Annotated in this window: 15 protein-coding genes and 2 pseudogenes; 8 read left to right on the top strand and 9 right to left on the bottom strand. The window is 70.8% G+C overall.

Going from position 1 to position 23,317, the window contains the following annotated elements; translation table 11 throughout:
- The coding region (locus tag GA0115254_RS08715) for an SDR family NAD(P)-dependent oxidoreductase (protein WP_141720784.1) at window positions 1-2,077 on the top strand (2,077 nt) is incomplete at its 5' end.
- Between the two features lie 49 nt (window positions 2,078-2,126).
- Window positions 2,127-8,742 (top strand): annotated as a pseudogene (locus GA0115254_RS08710) (beta-ketoacyl synthase N-terminal-like domain-containing protein).
- On the opposite strand, the gene GA0115254_RS45720 reads toward GA0115254_RS08710, so the two are convergent.
- Window positions 8,728-9,237: a DUF6192 family protein gene (locus GA0115254_RS45720; protein ID WP_256102450.1), complete on the bottom strand. Its 510-nt coding sequence runs from the start codon at window positions 9,235-9,237 to the stop codon at window positions 8,728-8,730. The pseudogene GA0115254_RS08710 and the gene GA0115254_RS45720 sit on opposite strands and share 15 nt — an antisense overlap.
- On the bottom strand, window positions 9,234-9,404 hold the full coding sequence (locus GA0115254_RS44270) for a hypothetical protein (protein WP_176740030.1): 171 nt from the start codon (window positions 9,402-9,404) through the stop codon (window positions 9,234-9,236). The genes GA0115254_RS45720 and GA0115254_RS44270 overlap by 4 nt, the downstream gene beginning before the upstream one ends.
- 162 nt (window positions 9,405-9,566) lie before the next feature.
- On the opposite strand from GA0115254_RS44270, the gene GA0115254_RS08700 reads away from it, so the two are divergent.
- The 4 genes from GA0115254_RS08700 (at window position 9,567) to GA0115254_RS44265 (ending at window position 11,664) form a co-directional block, all read left to right on the top strand.
- Window positions 9,567-10,091, top strand: a complete 525-nt coding sequence (locus GA0115254_RS08700) for a hypothetical protein (RefSeq protein ID WP_093894702.1) — start codon at window positions 9,567-9,569, stop codon at window positions 10,089-10,091.
- A 49-nt stretch (window positions 10,092-10,140) separates the two neighbouring features.
- Complete coding sequence (locus GA0115254_RS43765) at window positions 10,141-10,479, top strand: hypothetical protein (protein ID WP_141720783.1); 339 nt, start codon at window positions 10,141-10,143, stop codon at window positions 10,477-10,479.
- Window positions 10,476-11,036 (top strand): cysteine hydrolase family protein, encoded by a 561-nt coding sequence (locus GA0115254_RS08695; RefSeq protein ID WP_093894701.1) that lies wholly within the window; start codon window positions 10,476-10,478, stop codon window positions 11,034-11,036. Before GA0115254_RS43765 ends, GA0115254_RS08695 begins: the two co-directional genes overlap by 4 nt.
- Before the next feature lie 94 nt (window positions 11,037-11,130).
- Entirely contained in the window at window positions 11,131-11,664 is a 534-nt protein-coding gene (locus GA0115254_RS44265) for a hypothetical protein (protein ID WP_176740029.1), read from the top strand.
- Between the two features lie 251 nt (window positions 11,665-11,915).
- On the opposite strand, the gene GA0115254_RS08685 is transcribed toward GA0115254_RS44265, so the two are convergent.
- From GA0115254_RS08685 to GA0115254_RS43760, 5 genes and pseudogenes are all read right to left on the bottom strand, one after another.
- Window positions 11,916-12,884 carry a PfkB family carbohydrate kinase gene (locus GA0115254_RS08685; protein ID WP_093894700.1) on the bottom strand — a complete coding sequence of 323 codons (969 nt, stop codon included), beginning with the start codon at window positions 12,882-12,884 and terminating at the stop codon, window positions 11,916-11,918.
- On the bottom strand, window positions 12,881-14,353 hold the full coding sequence (locus GA0115254_RS08680; protein ID WP_093894699.1) for a purine-cytosine permease family protein: 1,473 nt from the start codon (window positions 14,351-14,353) through the stop codon (window positions 12,881-12,883). The genes GA0115254_RS08685 and GA0115254_RS08680 overlap by 4 nt, the downstream gene beginning before the upstream one ends.
- A 113-nt stretch (window positions 14,354-14,466) precedes the next feature.
- Window positions 14,467-15,392: pseudogene (locus tag GA0115254_RS08675) on the bottom strand (ADP-ribosylglycohydrolase family protein).
- Window positions 15,393-15,454: 62 nt separating this feature from the next.
- The gene (locus GA0115254_RS08670; RefSeq protein ID WP_093894698.1) at window positions 15,455-16,075 is read right to left on the bottom strand and encodes a GntR family transcriptional regulator; all 621 of its coding nucleotides are present in this window, start codon (window positions 16,073-16,075) and stop codon (window positions 15,455-15,457) included.
- Between the two features lie 307 nt (window positions 16,076-16,382).
- Window positions 16,383-16,598 (bottom strand): hypothetical protein, encoded by a 216-nt coding sequence (locus GA0115254_RS43760; RefSeq protein ID WP_141720782.1) that lies wholly within the window; start codon window positions 16,596-16,598, stop codon window positions 16,383-16,385.
- A gap of 129 nt (window positions 16,599-16,727) precedes the next feature.
- Between GA0115254_RS43760 and GA0115254_RS08665 the strand changes: the two genes are divergently transcribed.
- Window positions 16,728-19,388, top strand: coding sequence for a SpoIIE family protein phosphatase (locus GA0115254_RS08665; RefSeq protein WP_093894697.1), 2,661 nt, complete (start codon window positions 16,728-16,730; stop codon window positions 19,386-19,388).
- A gap of 330 nt (window positions 19,389-19,718) precedes the next feature.
- Here GA0115254_RS08665 and GA0115254_RS08660 read toward each other — a convergent pair whose 3' ends face one another.
- Window positions 19,719-20,456, bottom strand: coding sequence for an oxygenase MpaB family protein (locus GA0115254_RS08660; protein WP_256102449.1), 738 nt, complete (start codon window positions 20,454-20,456; stop codon window positions 19,719-19,721).
- Between the two features lie 872 nt (window positions 20,457-21,328).
- Here GA0115254_RS08660 and GA0115254_RS08650 point away from each other — a divergent pair.
- The gene (locus GA0115254_RS08650) at window positions 21,329-22,162 is read left to right on the top strand and encodes a hypothetical protein (protein ID WP_093894696.1); all 834 of its coding nucleotides are present in this window, start codon (window positions 21,329-21,331) and stop codon (window positions 22,160-22,162) included.
- Window positions 22,163-23,135: 973 nt separating this feature from the next.
- Here GA0115254_RS08650 and GA0115254_RS44260 read toward each other — a convergent pair.
- Window positions 23,136-23,317, bottom strand: a 182-nt coding sequence (locus GA0115254_RS44260; protein ID WP_218105518.1) for a hypothetical protein, incomplete at its 5' end; no start/stop codon positions are given.

The following is a 23,317-nucleotide window of genomic DNA, read 5'->3' as shown; positions in this document are numbered from 1 at the left end:
GGACGCGCGCGGAGTCGTGCACCTCGGCGGGCTGACCGGGGGCGGCACGCCGGACCATGCGCGGGAGGTCCACAGGTCGGTGTTCCGCGCGGCGCGCGCGGTGGCGGGACAAGCCGCCGAACGGGGCGGACTGTTCGTGACCGTGCAGGACACCGGGGGCGACTTCGGGCTCGACGGTCACGCACCCGACCGCGCGTGGCTGGGCGGCGTCGCCGGTCTGACCAGGACCGTGGCGAAGGAGTGGCCGGGTGTCTCGGTCAAGGCCGTCGACTGCGAGCGGGGTGGTCGGAGCGACGAGGAGGTCGCCGAGGCGATCGTGCGGGAACTGCTGGAAGGCGGCCCTGACCCGGAGGCAGGTCTCCGCGCGGACGGCACCCGCACCACCCTGCGGACGGTACCCGCGCCGGTGAGGCCCGGCAGCACCCGGCGGATCACCTCGGAGTCGGTGATCGTGGCCACCGGAGGGGCGCGCGGGGTGACCTCCGCCGCGCTGCTGGACCTGGCCAGGACCCACCGTCCACGGATCGTGCTGCTCGGCAGGACGGCGCCCGCACCTGAGCCCGCAGGGCTCGCGTCGGCCGCTGACGAACCGGCGCTCACCCGTCTGCTCGCCGAGCGTTCGACCGAGGCCGCGGACAACTCCTCGCCCGCCCGGATCGCGGCGCGGGCCCGGGAGATCCTGGCCGCGCGCGAGGTGCGGGCGACGCTGGCGGGGCTGGAGGCGGCGGGGTCCCCCGTCCGGTACGTCCAGGTGGACGTCCGCGACGGCGACGCCGTCGCCGCCGCACTGCGCGACGTACGTGATGCGTGGGGGCCGGTCACCGGCATCGTGCACGGTGCGGGAGTACTGGCCGACAAGAGGATCGCCGACAAGACCGACGAGCAGGTCGAGCAGGTGATGTCCACCAAGGTGGACGGTCTGCGCGCGCTGCTGGCCGCGACGGCGGACGATCCGCTGGACGTGATCTGCCTGTTCTCCTCGGTGGCCGCCGTGTTCGGCAACGCGGGGCAGAGCGACTACGCCATGGCCAACGAGATCCTGGGTCAGGTCGCGTCGGCGGAGCAGGCCCGCCGCCCCGGCTGCCTGGTGCGATGCGTCGCCTGGGGGCCGTGGCGCGGCGGCATGGTCACGCCCGCTCTGGCCGGGCATTTCGGCCGGTCCGGGGTTCCGCTGATCCCTCTGGAGCAGGGGGCGGCCGCCTTCACGGCCGAGCTGGACGGCCCAGCCGGTGAGGCCCGCGTCGTCCTGGTCGCCGGGGACGATCCGGCGGCCCTGTCCCCGGCCGGCGATCCGCGTCCGGCGCAGCTGCTGGTCCGGGCGGACAACCTGCCGCAGCTGGCCGACCACGCGCTCACCGGGGTTCCCGTGCTGCCCGTGGCCATGGTCCTGAACTGGTTCGCGGGGGCGGCCACCGCCTGGCTGCCGGGTGCCGGCCCACTCGTCCTGCGCGACCTGCGGGTGTACCAGAAGTGCACCCTGCCCGAACTGGCCGGCACAGGCCACCGGCTCACCGTGCACGGCAGCCGGGGCGCGGCCGGTTCGTCGACGGGGCTGGAGGCGGAGCTGCGCGGGGAGAACGGGGTGGCGCACTTCCGGGCCGTACTGGACACCGGAGCTGAAGAGCCGGACCCGGCCACGTGGGGCAGCCCGGACGGCCTCAAGCCGCTGGACCGCTCCGAGTTGTACGACGGGGAGAGCCTCTTCCACGGCCCCCGCTTCCACTCCGTCCGCTCGCTGCACGGTGTTTCGGAGCACGGGGCCGAGGCGATCGTCGCGGGCGTGCGCGACTTGAAATGGTCCGGTGAGCACTGGCCTCTCGACCCGGCCGCCATGGACGGCGCGCTCCAACTCGCCCTGCTCTGGGCGCAGGAGGCACTCGATGCGGCGACGCTGCCGATGGCCGTCGCGGAGTGCAGGGTGTACCGGCGCGGCCCGGTGGACGGCACGGTGCGATGTGTTCTGCGAGGCCGGAAGGTTCACAGCACGGGGGCGCGCTGCGATGCGGCGCTGATCGACGCCGATGGAGCCGTCCGTCTGGAACTGCTCGGCGTGGAACTAGTCCGCCGCCCCTCCTGAGCCCCGGCCCCTTTGAACCAGCCCCGCCCTGCCGTGAAGTGAGACCTGCATGGAATTCGAACCGATCGCCGTCGTCGGCCGGGGCTGTGTGCTGCCCGACGCACTCGATCCGGACACGTTCTGGGACAACATCGCCGCGGGCCGCACCAGCCTGTCGGCCATCCCGGAGGGCCGGTGGCGGCTGCCGCACCACTGGGCCATGGGCTCGGTGGACGACCACCTCGACCGCACCTGGACCGATGTCGGCGGGTACGTGCGGGGGTTCGAGTCCGTCTTCGACCCGAGCGGCTTCCGGATCGCCCCGGAGCGGATCCTGTCGCTGGACCCGCTCTTCCACTGGGTCATGTACGGCGCCCGGCAGGCGCTCACGGAGGCGGGCCGCGAGGGCCCGCTGCCGCGCGCGGGTCTTGTGCTGGGAAACCTTTCCTATCCCACGCCCTCGGGGGCGGCTTTCGCCGAGCACGTCTGGCTGTCCGCCCAGCGGCCCCGGCTCCGTGACGCCCTGCTGACGGGAGAGCGGCGGGAGCGGCCCGACGCCCGGAACCGCTTCTCGTCCGGGCTGCCCGCCCGGCTCGCGGCCCGGGCCCTCGGGCTGGGCGCGGGCGCGTGGTCCCTCGACGCCGCCTGCGCGTCGTCGCTGTATGCCATCAAGCTGGCGTGCGACCGGCTGCACGACGGCACGGCGGACCTGATGGTGGCCGGTGCGGTCAGCCGGGCGGACCCCCTCTACCTGCACGTCGGCTTCTGCGGGCTGTCCGCGGCGAGCCGCACGGGACGCAGCCGGCCCTTCCACCAGGACGCGGACGGGCTGGTGCACGGCGAGGGCGCCGGGTTCGTCGCCCTGATGCGGCTGTCCGAGGCCCGCACCGCCCGTCTGCCCGTGCTCGGCGTGATCCGCGGTGTCGGGTTGTCCAACGACGGGCGCGGCGCCGGGCTGATCAGCCCGTCGGAGGAGGGCCAGGTCCGTGCCATGCGCCTGGCGTACGACTCGGCGGGCATCGCGCCCGAGACCGTGTCACTCGTCGAGTGCCATGCGACGGGGACGCCGGTCGGGGACGCGGTGGAGGCGCGCGGCATGGCCCAGGTCTTCGGGACCGGTGACGACGTGCCCATCGGTTCGGTGAAGTCGAACGTCGGGCACCTGCTGGCCTCGGCGGGCGTGGCCGGGCTGCTGAAGGTGCTCGGCGCACTGCGTGCGGGGGTCCGTCCGGCGACGCTCGGCGCAAACCGGCCGTTGGAGGCGCTGGCGGGCACTCCGTTGCGGGTGCTGACCGCGCCGGAACCGTGGTCCGGGCCGCGCCGGGCGGCGGTGAGCGCGTTCGGGTTCGGCGGGACCAACGCCCATCTGGTGGTGGACCTGCCGGATGGCGACCCGGTGTCCGCCGTACCGCGGCCGATCCGCCCGGCCGCCGCCGTGCCCGCCCCGGCCCGGGTGCGGGAATCGCCGGGCGGCCGTACGCCGGTGGCGATCGTCGCCCTCGGCGCCCGAGTCGGCGACGGGACCTGTACGGAGGACTTCCGGCGGGCGGTGCTGGGCGGTGAGCGGCGTGGCCCCGCCCCCGGGATCGCCGTGGAATTGAGCGACCTGTGCTTCCCGCCACTGGCCCTGGAGCGGACGGTGCGCCATCAGCTCCTGGTGCTGGAGGCCGCCCGGGAGGCCGTCCGGTCGGTGTCCCTGCCCCCGGGAGCGGACCATGGTGGTCATCGGCATGGGGGTGGACCCCGAGGTGGCCCGGGCGGGCGCCCGCTGGAGGGTTCCCCACTGGCTGGAGCAGGCCGGGCTTGCCGCCACACCCGAGTCGACGGACTCCGCCCGGGACGCGTTCCTGCCGCCCGTGACCGCGGAGGGGGTGGTGGGCACCATGCCGAACCTGGTGGCGAACCGGATCAGTACCCAACTCGACCTGGCGGGACCGGGTTTCGCGGTCTCGGCGGAGGAGGCGTCCGGGCTGGTGGCGCTGGAACTCGCGGCCCGGGCCGTCCGGTCGGGGGAGGTCGACGCCGCACTCGTCGGTGCCACCGACCTGTCCTGGGAGGCGGTGCATCAGACCGCCCAGCGGGATCTCGGTCGCGAGGACGAACCGGGGGACGCCGCCGTCGTCCTGGTTCTCAAGTCCTTGGACACCGCGCGCAGGGACGGTGACACCGTCGTCGCCCTGCTCGACGAGGACACCGCCGGCGCACCCGACGTGGTCATCGGGGACGGCCCTGACGCGGTGTTCGACCCTGCGTCGGCCTTCGGGCGCGCACACGCCGCGTACGGGCTGGTATCCGTCGCGGTCGCGGCGCTCTCGCTCCAGCATCGCGCGGTGCCGCGTCCGGGCGGTCCTGCGGATGCCGCGGCCGTCGCGCACACCGCGAAGGCCTCGGTGACACCGTTGGAAGGGCCCACCGCGAATGTCCGGCTGCGCGCGGGGGACGCCCGGCCGTGGCTGCGGGGCCCGGCCCTGCGCCTGCACGTCTTTTCCGGGGCCGACCGCCGGGAGGTGCTGGCCGCGCTGGAGTCCGGTGCGGAGTCCGACGCCGGACCGGCCCGGCTGGCGCTCGTGGCCGACGACGACGCGTTGCCGGGCCGCAAGGAGGCCGCCCGCCGCTGGCTGGCCGAGGGCGGAGCCCGTCCGGCCGATGTGCTGTACCGGGACAGGCCGGTCACGGGGCAGACCGCGTTCGTGTACACCAACGGCTCGGCAGCGTATCCGGGTATGGGCCACGAGCTGATGCTCGCGCTGCCGTCGCTCGGCGAGGCCGTCCGTGCCGGGCACGGGACGATCGGTGCACGACTGCGGTCCCGGGTGGAGCGCGGAGTGCTCGACCGGATCTGGGGTGCCGCCGAACTCGCAGTCCACCACACCGTGTTCACCCGGGAGGTGCTCGGGCTCCGGCCACAGGCCGCTCTCGGGTACTCCTCGGGCGAGTCGGCCGCCCTGGTGGCGCTGGGTGCCTGGCCGGACGCCTCAGGACTGTACGACGCCACCCGGGACAGCGGTCTGTTCACGACCGAACTCACCGGTGAACTCCGGGCGGTGCGGCGCCACTGGGAGCGTCTGGGCGTCGAGGGCTGCCGCTGGTCGAGCTATCTGGTCAGTGCGCCTCTGGAAGTGGTCCGTGCCGAGCTCGCCGCCGAGGTCGCAGTCCATCTGATGGCGTTGAACGCCCCCGGAGTCTGCGTCATCGGCGGCGAGTCCCGCGCGTGCGCGGCCGTCATGGACAGGATCGGCGCCGACCGTGCGATCGAGCTCGACTACGACATGGCCGCCCACGCGCCGGAGTTGACGGAGATCCGAGAGGTATGGCGTGCGGTCCACCATCGTCCGACCGTCGACGTGCCCGGTGTGCGATTCTACAGCGGGGCCACCGGGCAGTCGTACCGGCCGACGGCCGAGCGGGCCGCCGAGGCGCTCACCGCGCAGGGACTGAACACGATCGACTTCGCGGCCACGGTCGAGCAGGCGTGGGCCGACGGTGTCCGGGTCTTCGTGGAGCACGGGCCGCGCAAGCTGTGCACCGGCTGGATCAAGCGGGTACTCGGCGACCGGGACCATGTGGCCATCGCACTCGATGCCCCGGGCGACACCCGGCTGCGGCAGACCTGCCTGGCGGTGGCCGAACTCGTCGTCGCGGGCGTGCCGGTACACGCCGACGAGTTGTTCGCCCGGCTCGCGGAAGCCGCCACGGGGGTCCCGCGTCCCGGGCCCACCGTCACCGTGCCCGTACCCGCGCCTCCGTGTCTGCCGCCACTGGAGCCGGCCCTGGTAACCCTGCCCCGAGCCCCCGAGCTGGCGCCGGTACCGGACCGGGAGGCCGCCCGGTCCGACGCACCGGGCGGCGCTGCCGTGCCCTGCCCCGATACCGCAGGTCCGCACCCCCTGCCGGACGTTCGGCCGACAGGCTCGAACGGGCGCGATCCGCGGGCGGCGGGCGCCCGCGCCGCAGTCCTCCGGCAGAGCCTGCGGGTCGCCGCACTGCACCAAGAGATCACCGCCGGGCACACCGAGGCCCATCAGCGGTTCCTGCGGATGTCCGCTCTCGCCGTCACCGCGCTGCAAAGCACCGTGCCCGTTCCCGTACGGCCACCGGGCCCCCCTGCCCCGCGTCCGACCGCCGGGCCGCCGCCGGTCCCCGTACGGCCCACGCCCCGCTCGGCATTGCTGCCCGCTCCCCCGCCGGAAGCGGCACCCGCACCACTCCTGAGGCCGGGGCCGAAGTTCGACCGCGCCCAGTTGGAGCACCTCGCCTCCCGGGAGATCTCCACGCTGTTCGGCCCGCGGTTCGCCGAGCAGGACGCGTACGCGGTGCAGACGCGGATGCCCGAGCCACCGATGCTGTTCACGGACCGGGTCACCGGTATCGACGCCGTGCCGGCGGCGCTCGCCGCGTCCGGCCCGGTGCGCACCGACGGGACGATCTGGACGGAGACCGATGTCCGGCCCGACAGCTGGTACCTGGACTCCACCGGACGTATGCCGGCCGGGCTGCTGATCGAGGCGGGCCAGGCCGATCTGCTCCTGCTCAGCTGGCTGGGCGTGGACCTCCTCAACCGGGGGGAGCGCGCCTACCGGCTGCTGGGCTGCGAGGTGACGTACCACGGCAGCCCGCCGCAGCCGGGCGAGACCCTGCGCTACGAGATCCACATCGACGGCCACGCGGAGCACGACGGCATCCGCCTGGCCTTCTTCCACTACGACTGCTACGTGGACGGCGAACTCCGCCTCAGCGTCCGCGAGGGCCAGGCCGGGTTCTTCACCCCCGAGGAACTGGCGGGCGGCGGAGGTGTGCGGTGGGATCCCGTCGAACGGCCGCCCGGCGACGACCTGCCGCTCGACCCGCCCGCAGTGCGCTGCGTACGGACCCGCTTCGACGCGGACCGGGTGCGGGCCCTGGCCCAGGGGCGGCCGGCGGACTGCTTCGGCCCCGGCTGGGAGGCGACGGCGGCCCACGTCCGCTCACCTCGGCTCGACGACGGCAAACTGCGGCTGCTCCACGAGGTGACCGCGTTCGACCCGGCCGGAGGGCCGTGGGGCCGCGGCTATCTGCGGGCCGAGACCCCGCTGTCGCCGGACGACTGGTTCTTCGCGGGGCACTTCAAGAACGACCCCTGTATGCCGGGCACCCTGATGCTCCAGGGCGGTCTCCAGGCGATGGCGTTCTACCTGGCGGCCATGGGCTTCACCGTGAACCGGGACGGCTGGCGTTTCGAGCCCGTCGGCGGTCACCCCTGCAAGGCGATGTGCCGCGGCCAGGCGACTCCCGCCGGCCGGCGGGTCGTCTACGAGGTGTTCGTGCGCGGTGTCTCGGCCGGGCCGGTGCCGACGCTGTACGCCGATGTGCTGGGCTCGGTGGACGGGGCGAGAGCATTTCTGGGCCGGGACGTGGCGCTGCGGCTCGTACCCGACTGGCCGCTGTCGCACTGGCGGCGCTCGGGCCCGCCCGTCGTGCAGGGCAGCGGGACACCGATGCCGCTCCCCCTGCTCGGCGGGCTGGCCGGGCACCGGGAGAAGAAGCCGGTGGCGACGGCGGCCGATGGATTCCCCTTCGACTACACCTCGTTGCTGGCGTGTGCCTGGGGCAGACCGAGTGAGGCGTTCGGTACCGCGTACAAGCCCTTCGACAGCACCCGTAAGGTCGCGCGGCTGCCCGGTCCCCCCTACCACTTCATGAGCCGGATCGTCGCCGTGGACGGTCCGCAGGGCGGTATGCAGGAGGGCAGCAGTGTCGTCGCGGAGTACGACGTGCCCGCGCGGGCCTGGTACTTCGAGCAGAGCGGCGGCCGTACGATGCCGTTCGCGGTCCTGATGGAGATCGCGCTGCAACCCTGTGGGTGGCTGGCCTCGTACGTGGGCAGTGCGTTGACCACCGACACGGATCTGCTGTTCCGCAACCTCGACGGGGCGGGAACGGTCACCGGTGAGGTCACTCCGGCGACGGGGACGGTCCGCACCCATGCTGAACTGACGCGCGTCTCCCGAAGCGGCGACACGATCATCGAGTCGTTCCGGGTGAGGTGCACGGCCGACGGCGTGCCGCTGTTCGAACTCTCCACGGTCTTCGGCTACTTCCCGCCGTCGGCCTTCGGCCACCAGCCGGGCATCACGGCGTCGGCCCAGGACCGGGCCCGGCTGGACGAGCCCTGCGACCGGGTGGTCGATCTGACCGCCCGGCCCGCTCGTTACTGCGCCGGGGAACCGCGGCTGCCTGGCCCCATGCTGCTGATGCTCGACCGGATCACCGGTTCCTGGCCGGACGGGGGCCGCAAGGGGCTCGGGCGGCTGCGGTCGGAGAAGGACGTGATCCCGGACGAGTGGTTCTTCCGGGCCCATTTCTTCCAGGACCCGGTGCAGCCGGGGTCGTTGGGTGTCGAGGCCATGTGCCAGCTGCTCCAGTACCACCTGCTTGAGCGCGGCGCGGCGGACGGCATTCCACGCCCCCGGTTCGAGCCGGTGTTGCCCGGCCGCGAGACGGCCTGGACGTACCGCGGCCAGATCACGCCGGCCAACCGGCTGATCCGGGTGGACATGGACATCGTGGAGAGCGGCACGGACGCGCGGGGGCCCTACGCGACGGCTGACGCGTCGCTGTGGGGCGACGACACGTGCATCTACCGGGTGCGCGGGCTGGGCATGCGTGTGGTGTCCGACGCGGCTCCCGGACCCTCACCCGCTCCATGACGCGTCCCGCGGTGCGGACGGGCCGTACGCGACGGCGACACCGGTGGCCCCGACGGGCGGGGCGCTGCGTGGATGCGCTCGAGGATCCGGAGCACCGAGACGCCGCCGAAGTTGCCCGGCGAGGCGTTCGTCAGTCCGGTCTCCTCCTGCGACTCCAGCCATCGCTGACGGCGGCCTTTGCGGGTCGGGCGCCGGGTCATCAGCGTGATGAGTGACCAGTTCAGGTGCGGTTCGCTGTGTTGCGGAAGGCGTTCGCAGTCCCTCTTCGAGCCAGTCGACCGCCGCCCGCACCCGCGCGATGCCTCGGCGGACGGTCACGCGTTCGTCGCCGGTGAACCCCTGGTCCCGCGGCCGGGGACCCAGACGTCCCAGGGTGGCGACGTAGCTGTGGCAAAAACCGACCAGGTCGACGTACTCGTTGGTGTGCTCGATCTTCCGCTCGGCTGGAGTGCGCTCAAGGGCCACCTCGCGGGCCGCTCGGAATTGCCCGGTCACAACGGCGGCAGCCTGATCGTGGCCACTGTGCGTCGCCCCCAGAGCGCGGGCGGGGAGGCACAGGTGCCGCGGAGGGCAGCGGTGGCGAAGCCGGGCCCATCGGCGACCGCGACACCGGTGGCGCCGACGGCCGGTGCTCCTCCGTGGCCCAGAGGGTGTTGGGGCACAGCACCACCTGTCCCGGAACCATCCGCACCCCCGCCCAGGCCTCGACGCGCACTACTCCTACGCGTCCCTCGCCAAAGAAAAGAACGGAAGCCTGGGCGAACCTTCGTCCGCAGGGCGGCGTGGCCGCGCGCTCTGGCGCTGGTTTCGGTGAAGCTGAAGTCGTGGGCATCAGCAGCGAACATCCGGTGAGTGCGGAACAGATCTACTCGGCCTTGGTCGCCTTGGGCGCCGAACCGGTGCTGGACCCTGATCTGTGGCCCTCGGGGCCGCAGGCGGAGGACCGGTTGCGGCTGATGGGTGCGCTGCTGGCCACCGTGGAACTGGAGATCACTGCTGCGACCGGATCGGGTGAGGGCCTGTTCGAGGCGTTCGCTGAACCGGCGATGGGGTGGATGGAGAAGGTGGGGGTCGATTCCCCTCTGGCATCCCTCCTGCTGTCCAACCGCATGCAGCGAACCGCCGTGCAGCTGATGGGCACCGACGAAGAAGAGCCGCCTCCCGTCGGCCAGGCAGCGTCCATGGCCGCCGTGGTGGCATCGGCGGACCTGCTCAGCGCGCACCTCCAAGCCGCACAGGGCGACGAGGAAGGCGCCCGGCGGGCTCTGGACCGGGCCGAAGGGTCGGTCGCCGACGTGCTTGCCGGCATGCATGCGCTGCGTGTCGCCATCGGCGACGTGGAGGCGTAACGGCAGTTCGGCCCGGATCATCGCGGCGGCCGGCACCACAAAGACGCGCTTGCCGCGCGTAGCCGCGCGCATCGCCCTGGTCTGCTGCTCGACAGCACGACCACTCCTTTCGACGATCAGCACCGCAACGAACAGCAGTGCCGCCAGCAGCAGCTGGACCAGCCCGCCAAGCAGGCCCCCCGACGTCCTGGACCGCCTCTCGCACGCCCCCGGCCCCCAGGTGCAGTCCAACCTCGCCTATTTCTGCGAGGACGCCATGGCAGGCCGCCTGGCGAAACTCGTCCCCGGCGGGCACACTGCCACGGTGCCGGCGGCCGCGCAGTACCCGAACATGGAGAACCCGGTCCGCTTCAGCGCCGAACTGACGTCGTTCCTGGAGACCGTATGAACAGCGCCCTTCTCGTGATGGACGTACAGCGAGCCGTCGTGGACATTGTCGACGACGGATCCGGATACCTGCCGCGCCTGCGCAAGGCGATCGATGGCGCCCGAGCGGCGGACATTCCTGTCATCTACGTGGTCATCGCGTTACGCCCGGGCTTTCCGGAGGTCGGCCCGCACAACAGGGCACTCACCGCCGTAGCGCGGGCCGGGCTCCATGTCGAGGGCGACCCCGGCACCGAAATCCACCCCGATGTCGCGCCCCGGCCGGGCGAGGTGGTAGTCACCAAGAGACGGGCGAGCGCGTTCTCGGGCAGCGACCTCGACGTGGTGCTCAGGGCGCACGGCATCGACAGCCTCGTCCTCACCGGCATCGCCACCAGCGCCGTGGTGCTGCACACCCTGTGCCAGGCCAACGACCTGGACTTCGACCTCACCGTCCTCTCCGACGCCTGTCTGGACACCGACGCCGAGGTTCACCGGTTCCTCACCGAGAGGCTGTTCCCGAACTGGGCAGACGTCGTCACCGTCGACGACTGGCTCAATGCCACCACACCCCATTAGCGGCAGACCGGGGAGAGACTGGTGTGTGGTGGCGCACGCCGGCGCATCGATGCTGCTTCCGGCATGACCTTGCCATGACGCTCCGTCACGGCACTTGAGAATCCTTGTGGGCAGCGATGCCGCCTTCGACGAGCCGAGCGGGGCAGCGGCGCTGGCCGAACGAGCGATCGTCGCGGCGAGCTGGCTGGCCGGCTGGTACCCCGGCGTCCCTGCCCTCCAGGACGATTTTGTCCGCCGGGCTGAGGCGCGCGCCCGGGCGTCGCTGCCCCGTTGGTGTTCGTCGGCCGGACCGCCACCGCTGCCCGGCGGCCGACGACCCGTCGGCATTCAGGCCGTCGCGTTTCTGGACCGCCTTCATCGCACCGTCGTACGCGGCCCGAACGCCCTGTCCGCGGTGACGGTGTACCCGGCGGCGGCAAGCAGGTGCTGGGCGGTGCGGACGTCCGTTCCCCGGGATCCGGTCTTCAGCAGCGGCCATGACTTCGCGGCGGCGTGGATGATGGCGCCCGACCTGCTGACACCACCCCATCCACTCACACGGCAATCCGCCGAGAAGGCCCTGCCCCCGCGCCCGGCCGTCGGGGCAGGGGATGGTCGAATTCAAAGGCCCGGCTGCGACCGCTCGTAGCCGGGGATCGCGAGGCAGGCATCGACCACGGGGGTGTCCGGGAGCGGGACGCAAATGCGACGTTTCCACTGCTGGCGGGAGATCTGGTCCAAGGAACGACGCCAACCTCGTCACCGCGCCCGGAGCCGACCGCACAGGCGCACGCCGCCCTCCCCCATCTCTGGGGCGAGCGGTGCATATGTGAACAGCAGCCCTCAGCTGTCCTCCATCGGTATCCGCTTCGTCGGCCTGTCCGGGAAGCCAACAGCCCGTCAGCGGCCCGCCGCACCGAACAGCCGCTCCGCCAGGGGATCCCCGTTCGGGAACGCCGCCGGCTCCGTGCGGTCCGGCGCGGTGGCGGGGCCGCGGAGCCCCACCGCGTACGCTGCCGCCACGTTGGCTCCGCGCGCGGCAGTCAGCGGGTCGTGGCCCTGGCTGAGCAGGGCCAGGAACGAGCCGACATGCGCGTCCCCCGCCCCGTTGCTGTCGACCGCGTCGACCGGGTAACCCGGCACATGCCGCGGGGCCTCGCCGGGCGCCGCCAGCCAGCACCCGTCCTTGTCCGCCCGTACCAGCACACCCGCGCCCGGAGCCAGCCGCTCCCGCAGTGCCGCTGCCGCCGCGCGCGGATTCTCGTGGCCGGACAGCAGGCGGGCCTCACGGGCATTGGCGCTCAGCCAGTCCGTACGGGCCAGGACCGGGGCGAGCACCGCCTCGGGGATGTCTGCCACCAACGGCGCCGGGTCGAAACAGACCGTGATGTCGGCCGGCAGCCCCGCCGTGAAGCTCGACAGCAGTGGGCCGTTGACCGGCATCACCATCCCATAGCCCGAGAGCTGCACCAGATCGCCCGGCCGCAGCCGCGCGGCGACCACGTCGACATCCGACCGCGTCAGCTCCGCTTCGACCCCGAAGCTGGTGACGAAGGTACGCTCGCCGCCGCTGTCGATCAGGGCCACGGTGAAGCCGGTGTCGCCGTCCGTACGGGCGGGCAGCAGTGTTCCGATCTGTTCAGCGGCGAGTGCCTCGCGCACGAGGTCGCCGTACGGCCCCGTGCCGTGCAGTCCGGCGAAGACCGCTTCCGCACCGAGGCGGCGGGCCGCGACCAGGGTGTTGAAACCGCCGCCCGCAGTCAGTTCCGTACGCGTGCCGATGACGTCGCCGCCGCGTTCGGGCAGTGCGGGAACCTCGATCACCAGATCGGCGATGACATTCCCTGCGAGGACGAGACGGCCGCTCATCGTCCGGCCTCCTGAAGAGCGGGGAAGGCGGGTTCGTTTCCGGCCGCGGTGCTGGTACCTCGGCCGAACAGCGCGTACACCACCGCGCCGACGGCCATCGAGATCGCCCAGCCCAGCCCGTTCACGCCGAACCAGGTGTCGGAGAGCGGGCCCGCGAACCAGACGTCGGTGTCGCTCGTCGACGCCTTGGTGAAGAGCAGACCGGCCACGATGGCGGCGGCCCAGCCGAGGACGGCCGGAAGATGGCAGCCGCCCGCGTACCAGTACCGGCTGCTGCGGGTGGTGTCCATCAGCGCATCAGAGTCGTACGTACGCCCGCGCAGCGAGTCCTTCGCGATCACGCCGATCCAGGCCGAGATGGGTACGGCCAGCAGGGTCAGAAAGGTGGAGAAGGGACCGTAGAAGTCGTCGGCGATCAGCATGAAGTAAATACCGCCGGCGAACATCAGCACCACATCGAGGGCGACGGCCATGGGGCGCGGCACCCGCAGCCCCAGCGTGATCATCGTCAGCCCGGCGGAGTAGGTGGAGAGATGGTTCGACATCAGCAGCCCGCCGAAGGCCGCGATCAGATAGGGGATCGCCATCCAGGAGGGCAGCATCGCATTGATGGCGGCGACCGGGACGGCGGAGGTGGCGAGCGTCGGATCGCCCGCGGAGAGCAGCGAGCCGAGCGAGATCAGCAGCACGAGAGGGATGCCCGCGCCGAACGCCGAGGCCACAATCAGCCGCCTGCCCGGAATCTCTCGGGGCAGATAACGGGCGTAGTCCGCGCCCGCGTTGGCCCAGCCGATACCGGTACCGGCGGCGATGAATCCTATGCCCGTGACCACGCCGCTGGTCGGACCCGTCGGGGCATCGAGCACCTTGGCCCAGTCGACGGTCGCTGCCAGGAAGCCCATCACGATCAGATTGAGAACGCCGAAGACGACCGTGGCCCACTTGTTGATCCACATGATGGTGGCGTGGCCGAGACCGCTGATCAGCAGCGTGCAGACGATGAAGACCAACAGACAGACGAGCGTGAGCACGGTGTTCTGCTCGACACCGAACGCGGTGCCGAGCAGCGCGAGCAGCGCGTACGCCGCCGTGGTGGAGGTGATCGTCTCCCAGCCGACCCGGCTCAGCCAGGTGATCAAGGTCGGGCCCGCGTTGCCCCGCTGACCGAAGACCGCGCGGGAGAGGGTGAGCGCCGGGGCACCGCCCTTCTTGCCCGCCAGGCTCAGGGCCCCCACCAGCGCGAAGGAGCCGAAAGCGCCGACGACGGCGACGAGAATCGCCTGCCAGATGTTCAGGCCGCGGAAGGCGACGAGGGTCGCGCCGAGCGGGAGCCCGAGGATGCTGATATTTGCGGCGAACCAGGTCCAGAACATCTGGCCGGCGTGGCCGTGCCGCTCGTTGTCGGGGACCGGCTCGATCCCTCGGGTCTCAATGGCACCGCCGCGATCGTTCGTCTTCGAAGCGGCCATGACGGAACCTCCTAGCAAGGTGCGAAGGGGCGGGTGGCGAAAGCGGAAAAGCGGGAGCCGTGGGGCGCCGGGGGCCCGTGGGGCTCTGCGGCACGCAGGGGCCTCGGGGCAGCTCAGCGGAGTGCGAGCAGCCGGGCGGTGAGGGGTTCCAGGGCAAGCGAGTTGACGGTACGGAGCGTCCGGACAGCCTCGGTCGGCAGCGCGGAGAGCCCGGCGACCGAACCGGCGATCGCGCCCGCGATGGCGCCGATGGTGTCGCTGTCGCCACCGAGATTGGCGGCGAGCAGTGCGGCCCGCCAAGGATCGCCGTCGGCCACGGCGAGTACCGCGAAGGCGGCGGGCACCGACTCCTGGCAGGCCACGCTGGTGCCGATGAGCGCACAGATCCGGTCCAGGGCCTCGGCCTCCGGGAGACCCTGTACCAGCTCCCACGCCCACTCGATCCGGGACGCGATGTCGGCCCCGGCGATCCAGTGCCCGCGCCGCGCGCCCGCCCGGGCGGCGACCACCGCGGCGGCGACGGCCTCCCTCAGCGTGCCTCCACCGACGCCCGTACTCACGGCGGCGGCGAGGCCGCAGCGCCCGCGATCCCAATGGTTGTGTCATGGGTGACCTGGCAGGACTCCACGACATGGTCGAGGAAGGACTCCAGCGGCTCGACGGCAAAGGCGATCCCGACCGGGGTGACGCGCATCGCGGCGCCGTTGGTCGTACCGTGCCTCCCCGCCTCCTCCGTCGGTACGCCACGGGCCACTGCGTCCAGAGCGGCCTTGGTGGACGGGCCGAGGAGATCGAAGGAACCCTTGGCCCTCATCTTCTTCTCCCAGTCGAGCAGTTCGTGTGCGAGGCGCAGTGGGTCGATCCGGCCTCGGCCCTCGTCGATCAGCCGGCCGACGATCACGGCCTGATCGGTGTCGTCGGTGACGGAGCCGGCCGGCATGCCCGCGCTGACTGGATTGTCGGGACGGGCGGGCTCGAAGCCGGTGAGGGTGCCGTAGACCCGTACGACGTCCTGCCGGGACATCACCTGCGTGGGCATGCCGAGAGCGTCGCCGAGGGCGAGTCCGTAGTACGCGCCGAGGGCGCGGTCGAGTCGGTCGGTCACAGTCGGCCTCCTCGGCCCGAGCGCACGTGCAGTTCGAATCTGGCGGGGTCGAGCAGGCTGGTGACCTGCTCGGTGACCGAGCCGTCGGCGGCCCGGTAGACCTGGGCGAGTCGCAGGAAGGAATCGCCCGGGGAGCGGTGCAGTACTGCGGCTTCCGCCGCGTCGAGCCCGCGGACCGACACCAGGCCCTCTCCGGAGTCGGTGATACGGCCCGCGGCGATCAGAGCCCGGCTGAGCGAGCCGTCGTCAAGTCCGCGCTCCGGTAGTCCGTCTCCGGTGGCGGGGATCCTGCTGTGTTCCAGCGATACGCCCTGCCCATCGCCAAGCCGTCTGACCCGGTCCAGGGCGATGAACGTACTCGACGCGAGCCCCAGCTCGGCGGCCAGCTCCCGGTCGGTCACCTCCTCGAAGCGGAGAGTCTCGGTCGTCAGCTCGGTGCCCTGCTCAGCCAGCGCCCGGGTCCAGCCGAGGCGGTTGTCCAGCGGTGTCCCGTCGAAGGTGACGAAGGAGCCGATTCCCGCGTGGGTGGAAATCAGCCCCTCTTCGCCGAGGACTTGGAGCGCCTGCCGCAGGGTGGTGCGGCTGACACCGAACTGTCCGCCCGGTTTCGATTTCAGCTAATTGTTGCGACACTTCGTCAGCGGTTCGCTTTCACACACCTTTCCGGTTCCCACCTGATACCCCTTGAATGCCATCTCCTCCACGCTCATCACGACGGTCTTCAGCCAACGCAGCCTGGGGCGGCTGGAAGCCTTTCCCGCAGGGCGACACCGAAGTCCACAAAACCTTCATCATCTACACGGCACCACATCAAGTAATGCCACCTACATCACCTTCACTTTCTGTACTCGCGGCTTACTTAAAGATCAAGTTAGTACGATCACACGGTTCCGGAACCCATCGATCACATTGCCCCATGACCGATCAGCGGATGGCTTCTGACAGGGCATTGATCGACGTCAGCCCGAGGTTGAAAATGGACTCACGGTCCAGGGCCATGAACGTCAGCCGGTCAGAACAATCGAAAGAATGCTGGTGGTGCGACAACATGTGCCCTGCCTCGTCGCCGAGTCTCACTTCCGGGCATCGGCCTGTAACCGTGCCCGTGCCATCGCTCCACGATTTGATGGAGAAGCGCAAGATTGAGTTATGCGCAGATCTCGAATCCGGTCCAGGTCTTCCCCGGATGCTCGGTTCTCGGACAGTTCCGCTCGCAGTCGGCGAAAAGTTCCGTCCTCTGTGGTGAGTGTCCATAGCGTAGTCGGCCAGATGTTCGTGCTGCAGGTGGCGGTGGTGGTACTACTTGCCATCGGCGCCGTCGTCATGCTCGCGCTCGCAGCCCAGCGCGAGAGTACCCGCGAGGCCGACAATCGATCACTAGCTGTCGCGCAGGGCTTTGCCAGCTCTCCGGGAATCCTGGGAGCCCTGAAGTCACCCGATCCCACTGCGGTGCTGCAGCCGCGGGTCACGGAGGCCAGGATGGGCTCCGGTGTGGACTTTCTGGGTGTTCTGAACCGGGATGGCAACTATTACGCCCTCTCCTCCTATACGGGCCACCCCGGACTCCACACCACTACGGACATGGTTCCCCTGTTGGCCGGGCGAACCGTGAAGGAGGAGGCCGTAGGTTCTCTCGGCCCTCAGGTTCGGGTCTTCATCCCCGTCAAGGGGCCGGATGGCGTGGTGGACGGCGCGGTCGGCGCCGGGATCACGCTCGAGCATGTCGGCGAAAGGGTCGCAGGGCAGCTGTCGGCCGTGCTGGGCGCTGCCGCCGGCGCGGTGCTGATCACCACGGGCGGAGCGGCGACGCTGAGCCGGCGGCTGCTGCGCCAGACCCGCGGCCTCGGCCCGGCTGAGATCACCCGGTTGTACGAGCATCACGACGCCGTGCTGCACTCGGTGCGGGAGGGGGTGCTGATCGTCGGGGGTGACGGACGGTTGCTATTGGCCAACGACGAGGCACGGCGGCTGCTGGACCTGCCCGCGGACGTGGAGCGGCGCCATGTCGCCGACCTGGGCTTGGAGCCACGCATGGCCGAATTGTTGATCTCCGCACGGGGGGCGACCGATGAGGTGTATCTGGCGGGTGACCGTCTGCTGGCGGTGAACGTGCGGCCGACCTCCCTCCACGGGGGGCCTGCCGGGAGCGCGGTGACGCTGCGGGACACCACCGAGCTACGGGCGCTGGCGGGCAGGGCGGAGGTGGTCCAGGAGCGTTTGAAGCTGCTCTACGACGCGGGGGTGCGGATCGGCACCACGCTGGAGGTGAAACGCACCGCCCAGGAGCTCGCCGAGGTGGCGGTCCCACGCTTCGCCGACATCGTCACCGTCGAGCTGCTGGAGCCGGTCCTGCGGGGCGACGAGCCTGTCGAGGGGAACACCGAAATGCGTCGCGCGGCCGCCAGCGGCATCCGGCAGGACTCGCCGCTCTACCCGGTGGGGAAGCCGATCCCATTCGCGCCCAGCACGCCGACAGCGTTGGGCGCGGCAAGCTGCCGGTCGGTCCTCGAGGCCGATCTGCACACGGCGGACAGCTGGCAGGCCCGGGATCCCGAGCGGGCCCGGCAGATCCTGGACTACGGCATCCACTCGCTCATCAGCGTGCCCCTGCGGGCCCGCGGCGTAGTGCTGGGACTGGTGGACTTCTGGCGCGCCCATGCCTTTGATGCCTTCGGGGAGGACGATCTGTCCTTTGCCGAGGAGCTGGCCGCCCGGGCGGCAGTGGCCATCGACAACGCCCGTCGCTACACCCGCGAGCGCACCATGGCCGTCACCCTGCAGCGCAGCCTGCTGCCGCGGGAGCTGCCGGAACAGAGCGCCCTGGAGATCTCCCACCGCTATCTGCCCGCGCAGGCCGGGGTCGGCGGAGACTGGTTCGACGCCATCCCGTTGCCCTGCGCCCGAGTGGCCCTGGTCGTGGGTGACGTCGTCGGTCACGGGGTGCACGCGGCAGCCACCATGGGCCGACTGCGCACCGCCGTGCACAATTTCTCCGCCCTGGACATGGCCCCTGATGAGCTGCTGGCCCACCTGGATGAGCTGGTCGCCCGGATCGACGCCGACGATGCCTCCGCCGAAGGAAACGGGCAGGAGATCACAGGCGCCACCTGCCTGTACGCGATCTACGACCCGGTCTCCGGGGTGTGCACCATCGCCCGCGCCGGTCACCTTGGCCCCGCCCTGGTCCACCCCGACGGCGCTGTCACCTTCCCCGACATCCCCCTCTCACCGCCTCTCGGCCTGGGCGGTGGCCTTCCGTTCGAAACCGCCGCACTGCAGCTGCCCGAGGGCAGCCAGCTGGCCCTGTTCACCGACGGGCTGATCGAGGACCGTCACCGCGATCTCGACTCCGGCCTGGACCTCCTGCGAGGCGCCCTGACGGGCCGACCCGGGCGCCCCCCGGAACAGACCTGCCAGGCAGTGTTCGATGCCCTGCTGCCCGAGCACATCCGCGACGACGTCACTCTGCTCATCGCCCGCACCCGGCTGCTGGACCCCGGCCGGGTCACCGACTGGGACGTACCCTCCGATCCGGCAGCCGTCTCCCGCGTCCGCGCTGACGTCACCCGTCGGCTGGAGACCTGGGGTCTGGAACAGCTGGTCTTCACCGCCGAGCTGATCGTCAGCGAGCTGGCCACCAACGCCATCCGTTATGGCTCCCAGCCCATCCGGCTGCGCCTGCTGCACGACGGCAGCAGTCTGATCTGCGAGGTCGCCGACGGCTCCAGTACCTCGCCGCATCTGCGCCGAGCAGCGTCCACCGACGAGGGCGGCCGGGGGCTGTTTCTGATCGCCCAGTTCGCTCAGCGCTGGGGCACCCGGTACACCGCCCGCGGCAAGATCATCTGGGCCGAGCAGGTCTTGCATGACGGAGCCGCAGAACCCGGCGCCGACCTTACCGACGTCCTCCTCGGCCAATGGGACGAATAGAAACCGATCAGGATCGCCCGGCCGGTGGGCGAACAACTGCCGGGATGTACAGGCCGGTTGAGGTGTGTTATGCCGCGGGGCCTCCAGAACGACTTGCCCCGGCCGACCCGGCACATCCGTGGCAGGCAGAGCGGGAGACCTTCCCTGCCAGGTGCCGTCGATGCGCCGGCACGCGACGGTGACCGGCACGGTCGCGCAGGAAGACGGGCGCACAAGGAAGCCGCCGACCGTACCGTGACCGGCGACATCTGCGAGGCGCAGGGCCAGTCCCGTCGCCCGGCCGATCGCCGGCCGTACTCGGCGCAGGCCGGCCGGCACAGATCAGCCCGTTCAGCCACTCGCCGCCCCACGACCCCGCCTCGCCACGAGACGCAAGGCCGCACCCGTCGTCCAGCGGACAGGAGCGGGCGGGGTAGGGATGCCCAGGGCCTTGCGGAGCGGGGCGTCGAAAAGGGCGGCGGAGGCGGCCCGGACGGCGGGAGCGGTCCAGGGCGGGAAGCGGGCCGTCAGAACCGTGCGGGTGGCCTCCAGAAGGGCTCTGCCCTCAGCGCTCGGGGCCATGTGCCGGTGCTCGTAGTCGTCCATCCAGCGGGCCAGACGGACATACGAGCCCGGAACGGACCCGATACCCATACGGTCCGCCAGACTGGCGTAGAAGGCATGGGCCGAGAGCTTCTCCCGCGCGGTGGTACGGCGAGCACCGTAGCGGTCGGTCCAGCGCATCGGAGTGACACAGAAAGCACCCAGGACGTACACGAACTCGTCATTCCCCACCGGCAGCCGGGAATGGACACGATTCAGCACCGACACCCCCTCGCGGCCGGCGGAACTGTCCAGACCGTGCTCCACCAGCGTGTACATGAGCGCACCGGTCGCTTTGGCACGCACCAGCGGACGGTCCATCAGCTCCCCCGTCCCCGCCAGAACGCGGGCAATGGCGGGGATTCCGAAGACCCGGTAGAAGCCCAGGTTCAGCCCCAGCTTCAGATCACGGGGACAGTCCTCCAACGCCAGGTGCTGGTACGCCACATGGGAAAGGCCGGGGTCGGGTCGGTGAGCCACGTACATGACAGCATTATCGAATGCTGCCCCCGGCCTCACCGACCAGGGCTCCGCCACCCAACCAACAACAGATGGCGCCCGGCGCCTCAGCATCGGCCCGGAAACGCGTCATCCAAGTCCCGCCGTACGAGTTCGGCTCAGGGGATCGGCTGTTGAGGCAGACACGGCAATGGCCGGCCGGGTCCTGGCGCCAAGTCATCCAGGAGGCGGCGTCGGCGAACGGTCCGGAGCGTTCTTCAAGCGTCGCGAGACCTGGGCTCGGGCGACGTCCAGCGCATGGTGCTCGGTGTCGGTGACGATACCGAGCCGCCGGACGTGCGCGTACTCGTCCAGGCCCTTCCACCGGCTGAGGTCGGGAGTGAGGGGCCACGAGGTTCCCGGACAGGAGTCCGTCAAACGAACCCTCCCGCGCCGCCCCCACCGAAAAGCCACCAGGACCTCACGGTCTCCGTACTGTCGTCTGCCACCGCCCTGCGGCCGAGAAGGAAGCGGCGGCACCACCCGCTCGAACAGGTCCCACAACTCGTATGGCACCGGCCCTTCAGTGATCCCCACGACACCAGACTGTCGGACAGCCCGAATGAGATGACATATGAGGGCCCTCAGGCCGTTAGTGACACCAGGTCAACCCTTCTTGATCTCCAGGCAGTATCAACGCCCCACAGCGCCCCCGAACACGCATGGATCCTTGCGCCCAGGACCCTGGCCGGTTTAGACCCCGCCCTCTACCCCACCGTCAGCGTTGCGCGTTGACTCTGTTCGCAAGGTGGTGCCGGATCGCGGGAAAGGACATAGCGATGCCCCCTGGCGAGTCGAAAGACTCTGAAACACCTGCGGTTCACCACTCCCCGCAGCAGACCGTCCCCGCCGGCGGGGGCATGACCCCGTTCGACGACACCTACAACCAGCCGGACCCGCGCGCCTACTTCCGAGCGCTGGGTCCCTGGGAATACCGGAGCCCGCATCACGCGCAGGGCGTCTTCCGCCGCATGCTCACCGCCTGCACGTTCCCAGAAGGCACCGCGGGTACGGCGACGGTGCTGGACATCTGCTGCTCGTACGGCATCAACGCCACCCTGCTCAACCACCACCTCACCTTCGACGACCTCTACGCCCACTACGCATCCGCTCAGGCCACCGCCCTGTCCACCGCCGAGCTGATCAAGTGGGACCGGGAGTTCTACGCGGCGCACCGCCGCCCGGACCCGGTCCGTGTCATCGGACTCGACGCCGCCCCCCGCGCCGTGTCCTACGCGCACGCCGTCGGCCTGCTGGACCAGGGGTTCGCCGAAAACCTGGAAACCGCACCGGCCAGCCCCGCCCTGTGCCACGCCGTGCGCCACACCCGTCTGATCACCATCACCGGCGGAGCCAGCTTTCTGTCACCGCGCACCTTCAAGCCACTTCTGGACAGCATCCCCGGCCCGGTCTGGGTCGCCGCGTTCGTGCTGCGCACCGGCTCCTACCAGCACATCGCCGACTTCCTGAAAACGTACGGGCTCATCACCGAGAAGACCGCCGACCGCACCTTCCCACAACGCCGCTTCACCAGCGACCAGGAACAGAAGTACGCCATCGACGCAGTGACCGCAGCCGGCGAAGACCCACGCGGCAAGGAGACAGACGGTTACTTCCACACCACGCTGTACCTGTCACGCCCCCCGGCACACGTGGCACAAACACCGCTCGCCGCCCTGGTCCAGTCACCCTGACCGGCAAGCCCCGTCAGCCCAGAAGATACGGGCGGGCCCGGGCCGATCAGACACCCAGGACTGAGGCGCCCCGAGCTCGGCAGGACGCGGGCGGCGCTGGTGTAGCGCAAAGTCTCGGTCTGGTGTGACAGCCGCCCATCCACGCGGACATCACCTCGATGTAGGTATCCACGTGCACGATTTACTCGATGAACGAGCGGCCTGGCGCCGCCGGCTCCCGCGTCATCGTAGGTAGTTGCGGAAGCCGCGTGAGCTGTAGGCCTGTCCGCGATGAAGTGGTCGGCCCGGAAATTCGGGTTGCCGTGATACCGCTGGACGTAGTGCGTATCGTACAGGCGCCAGCCCCTGGTCATGGCACCCGCGATGCTGCGGAGCTGGCGATAAGCCTCCTGAGGCGTCGAACTGACGGCCCGTCCGGGCCCCGGGGGCCCTCGTGCGCCGGTCAGGGTGATGTCCTTGGTTGGCGGACGCCAGCCGGATACGCCACCGCTGATCGCGCTCTGGATGCGCCGGATCGGAGATCCATCACCGCCGCACCGGTGCGGCGTCGACGTGCGCCACCAGCAGCAGGCCCGCCGCCGGTTCGCCAGAAGCCTTGCGAATGACCCATTTCCTCGACAGAAGTGAACTCGCCCTTCCCATGAGCGAATCACACTGGATCTGCCGCAGGCTCCGGCTCGGTGCGAGGCCATGCTCGCCACTGCGCGGCGCCGGAGAAGCTCCAGAAGTAGATCTCCTCCGGACTGCCATGAGCGTCGTGCAGGACCGTACGCCTGCGAACCAACGTCGACTTCTTGGACAACGCGGACCGGGAGGCGGCGCAGACCGAGTGACGGGCGCACAACCGGCTCGGGTTCGTGGTCCGCCTGCTTCACGACGCCGGGTCACCTTCCGCTCCCGGGGCCAAGGAGCATCGAACCACCCACCGCGCCTCGGCCCTGGTCTCCCAGGGCCGAGGCGGCTGAGGAGCCGATCAAATCGTGTCCGCGACCTTGATGTAACCCCGCTGGATGACCCACTTCTGGTTTGTGTGGTTGACGCACTGCCAGATGCGGGCACGATCACCGTTGTTGCGGGTGTTGCCGGCGTCCAGGCACATCCCCTTGCCGGTGCCGGTCGTGTCGGCGATCACAATCTGCGAGTTGCGGACGATCC

The organism is Streptomyces sp. Ncost-T10-10d (assembly GCF_900091955.1).
GTDB lineage: Bacteria > Actinomycetota > Actinomycetes > Streptomycetales > Streptomycetaceae > Streptomyces.
Note: the sequence above shows the minus strand (reverse complement) of the source record. Positions and strands in the feature narration are given on the sequence as shown.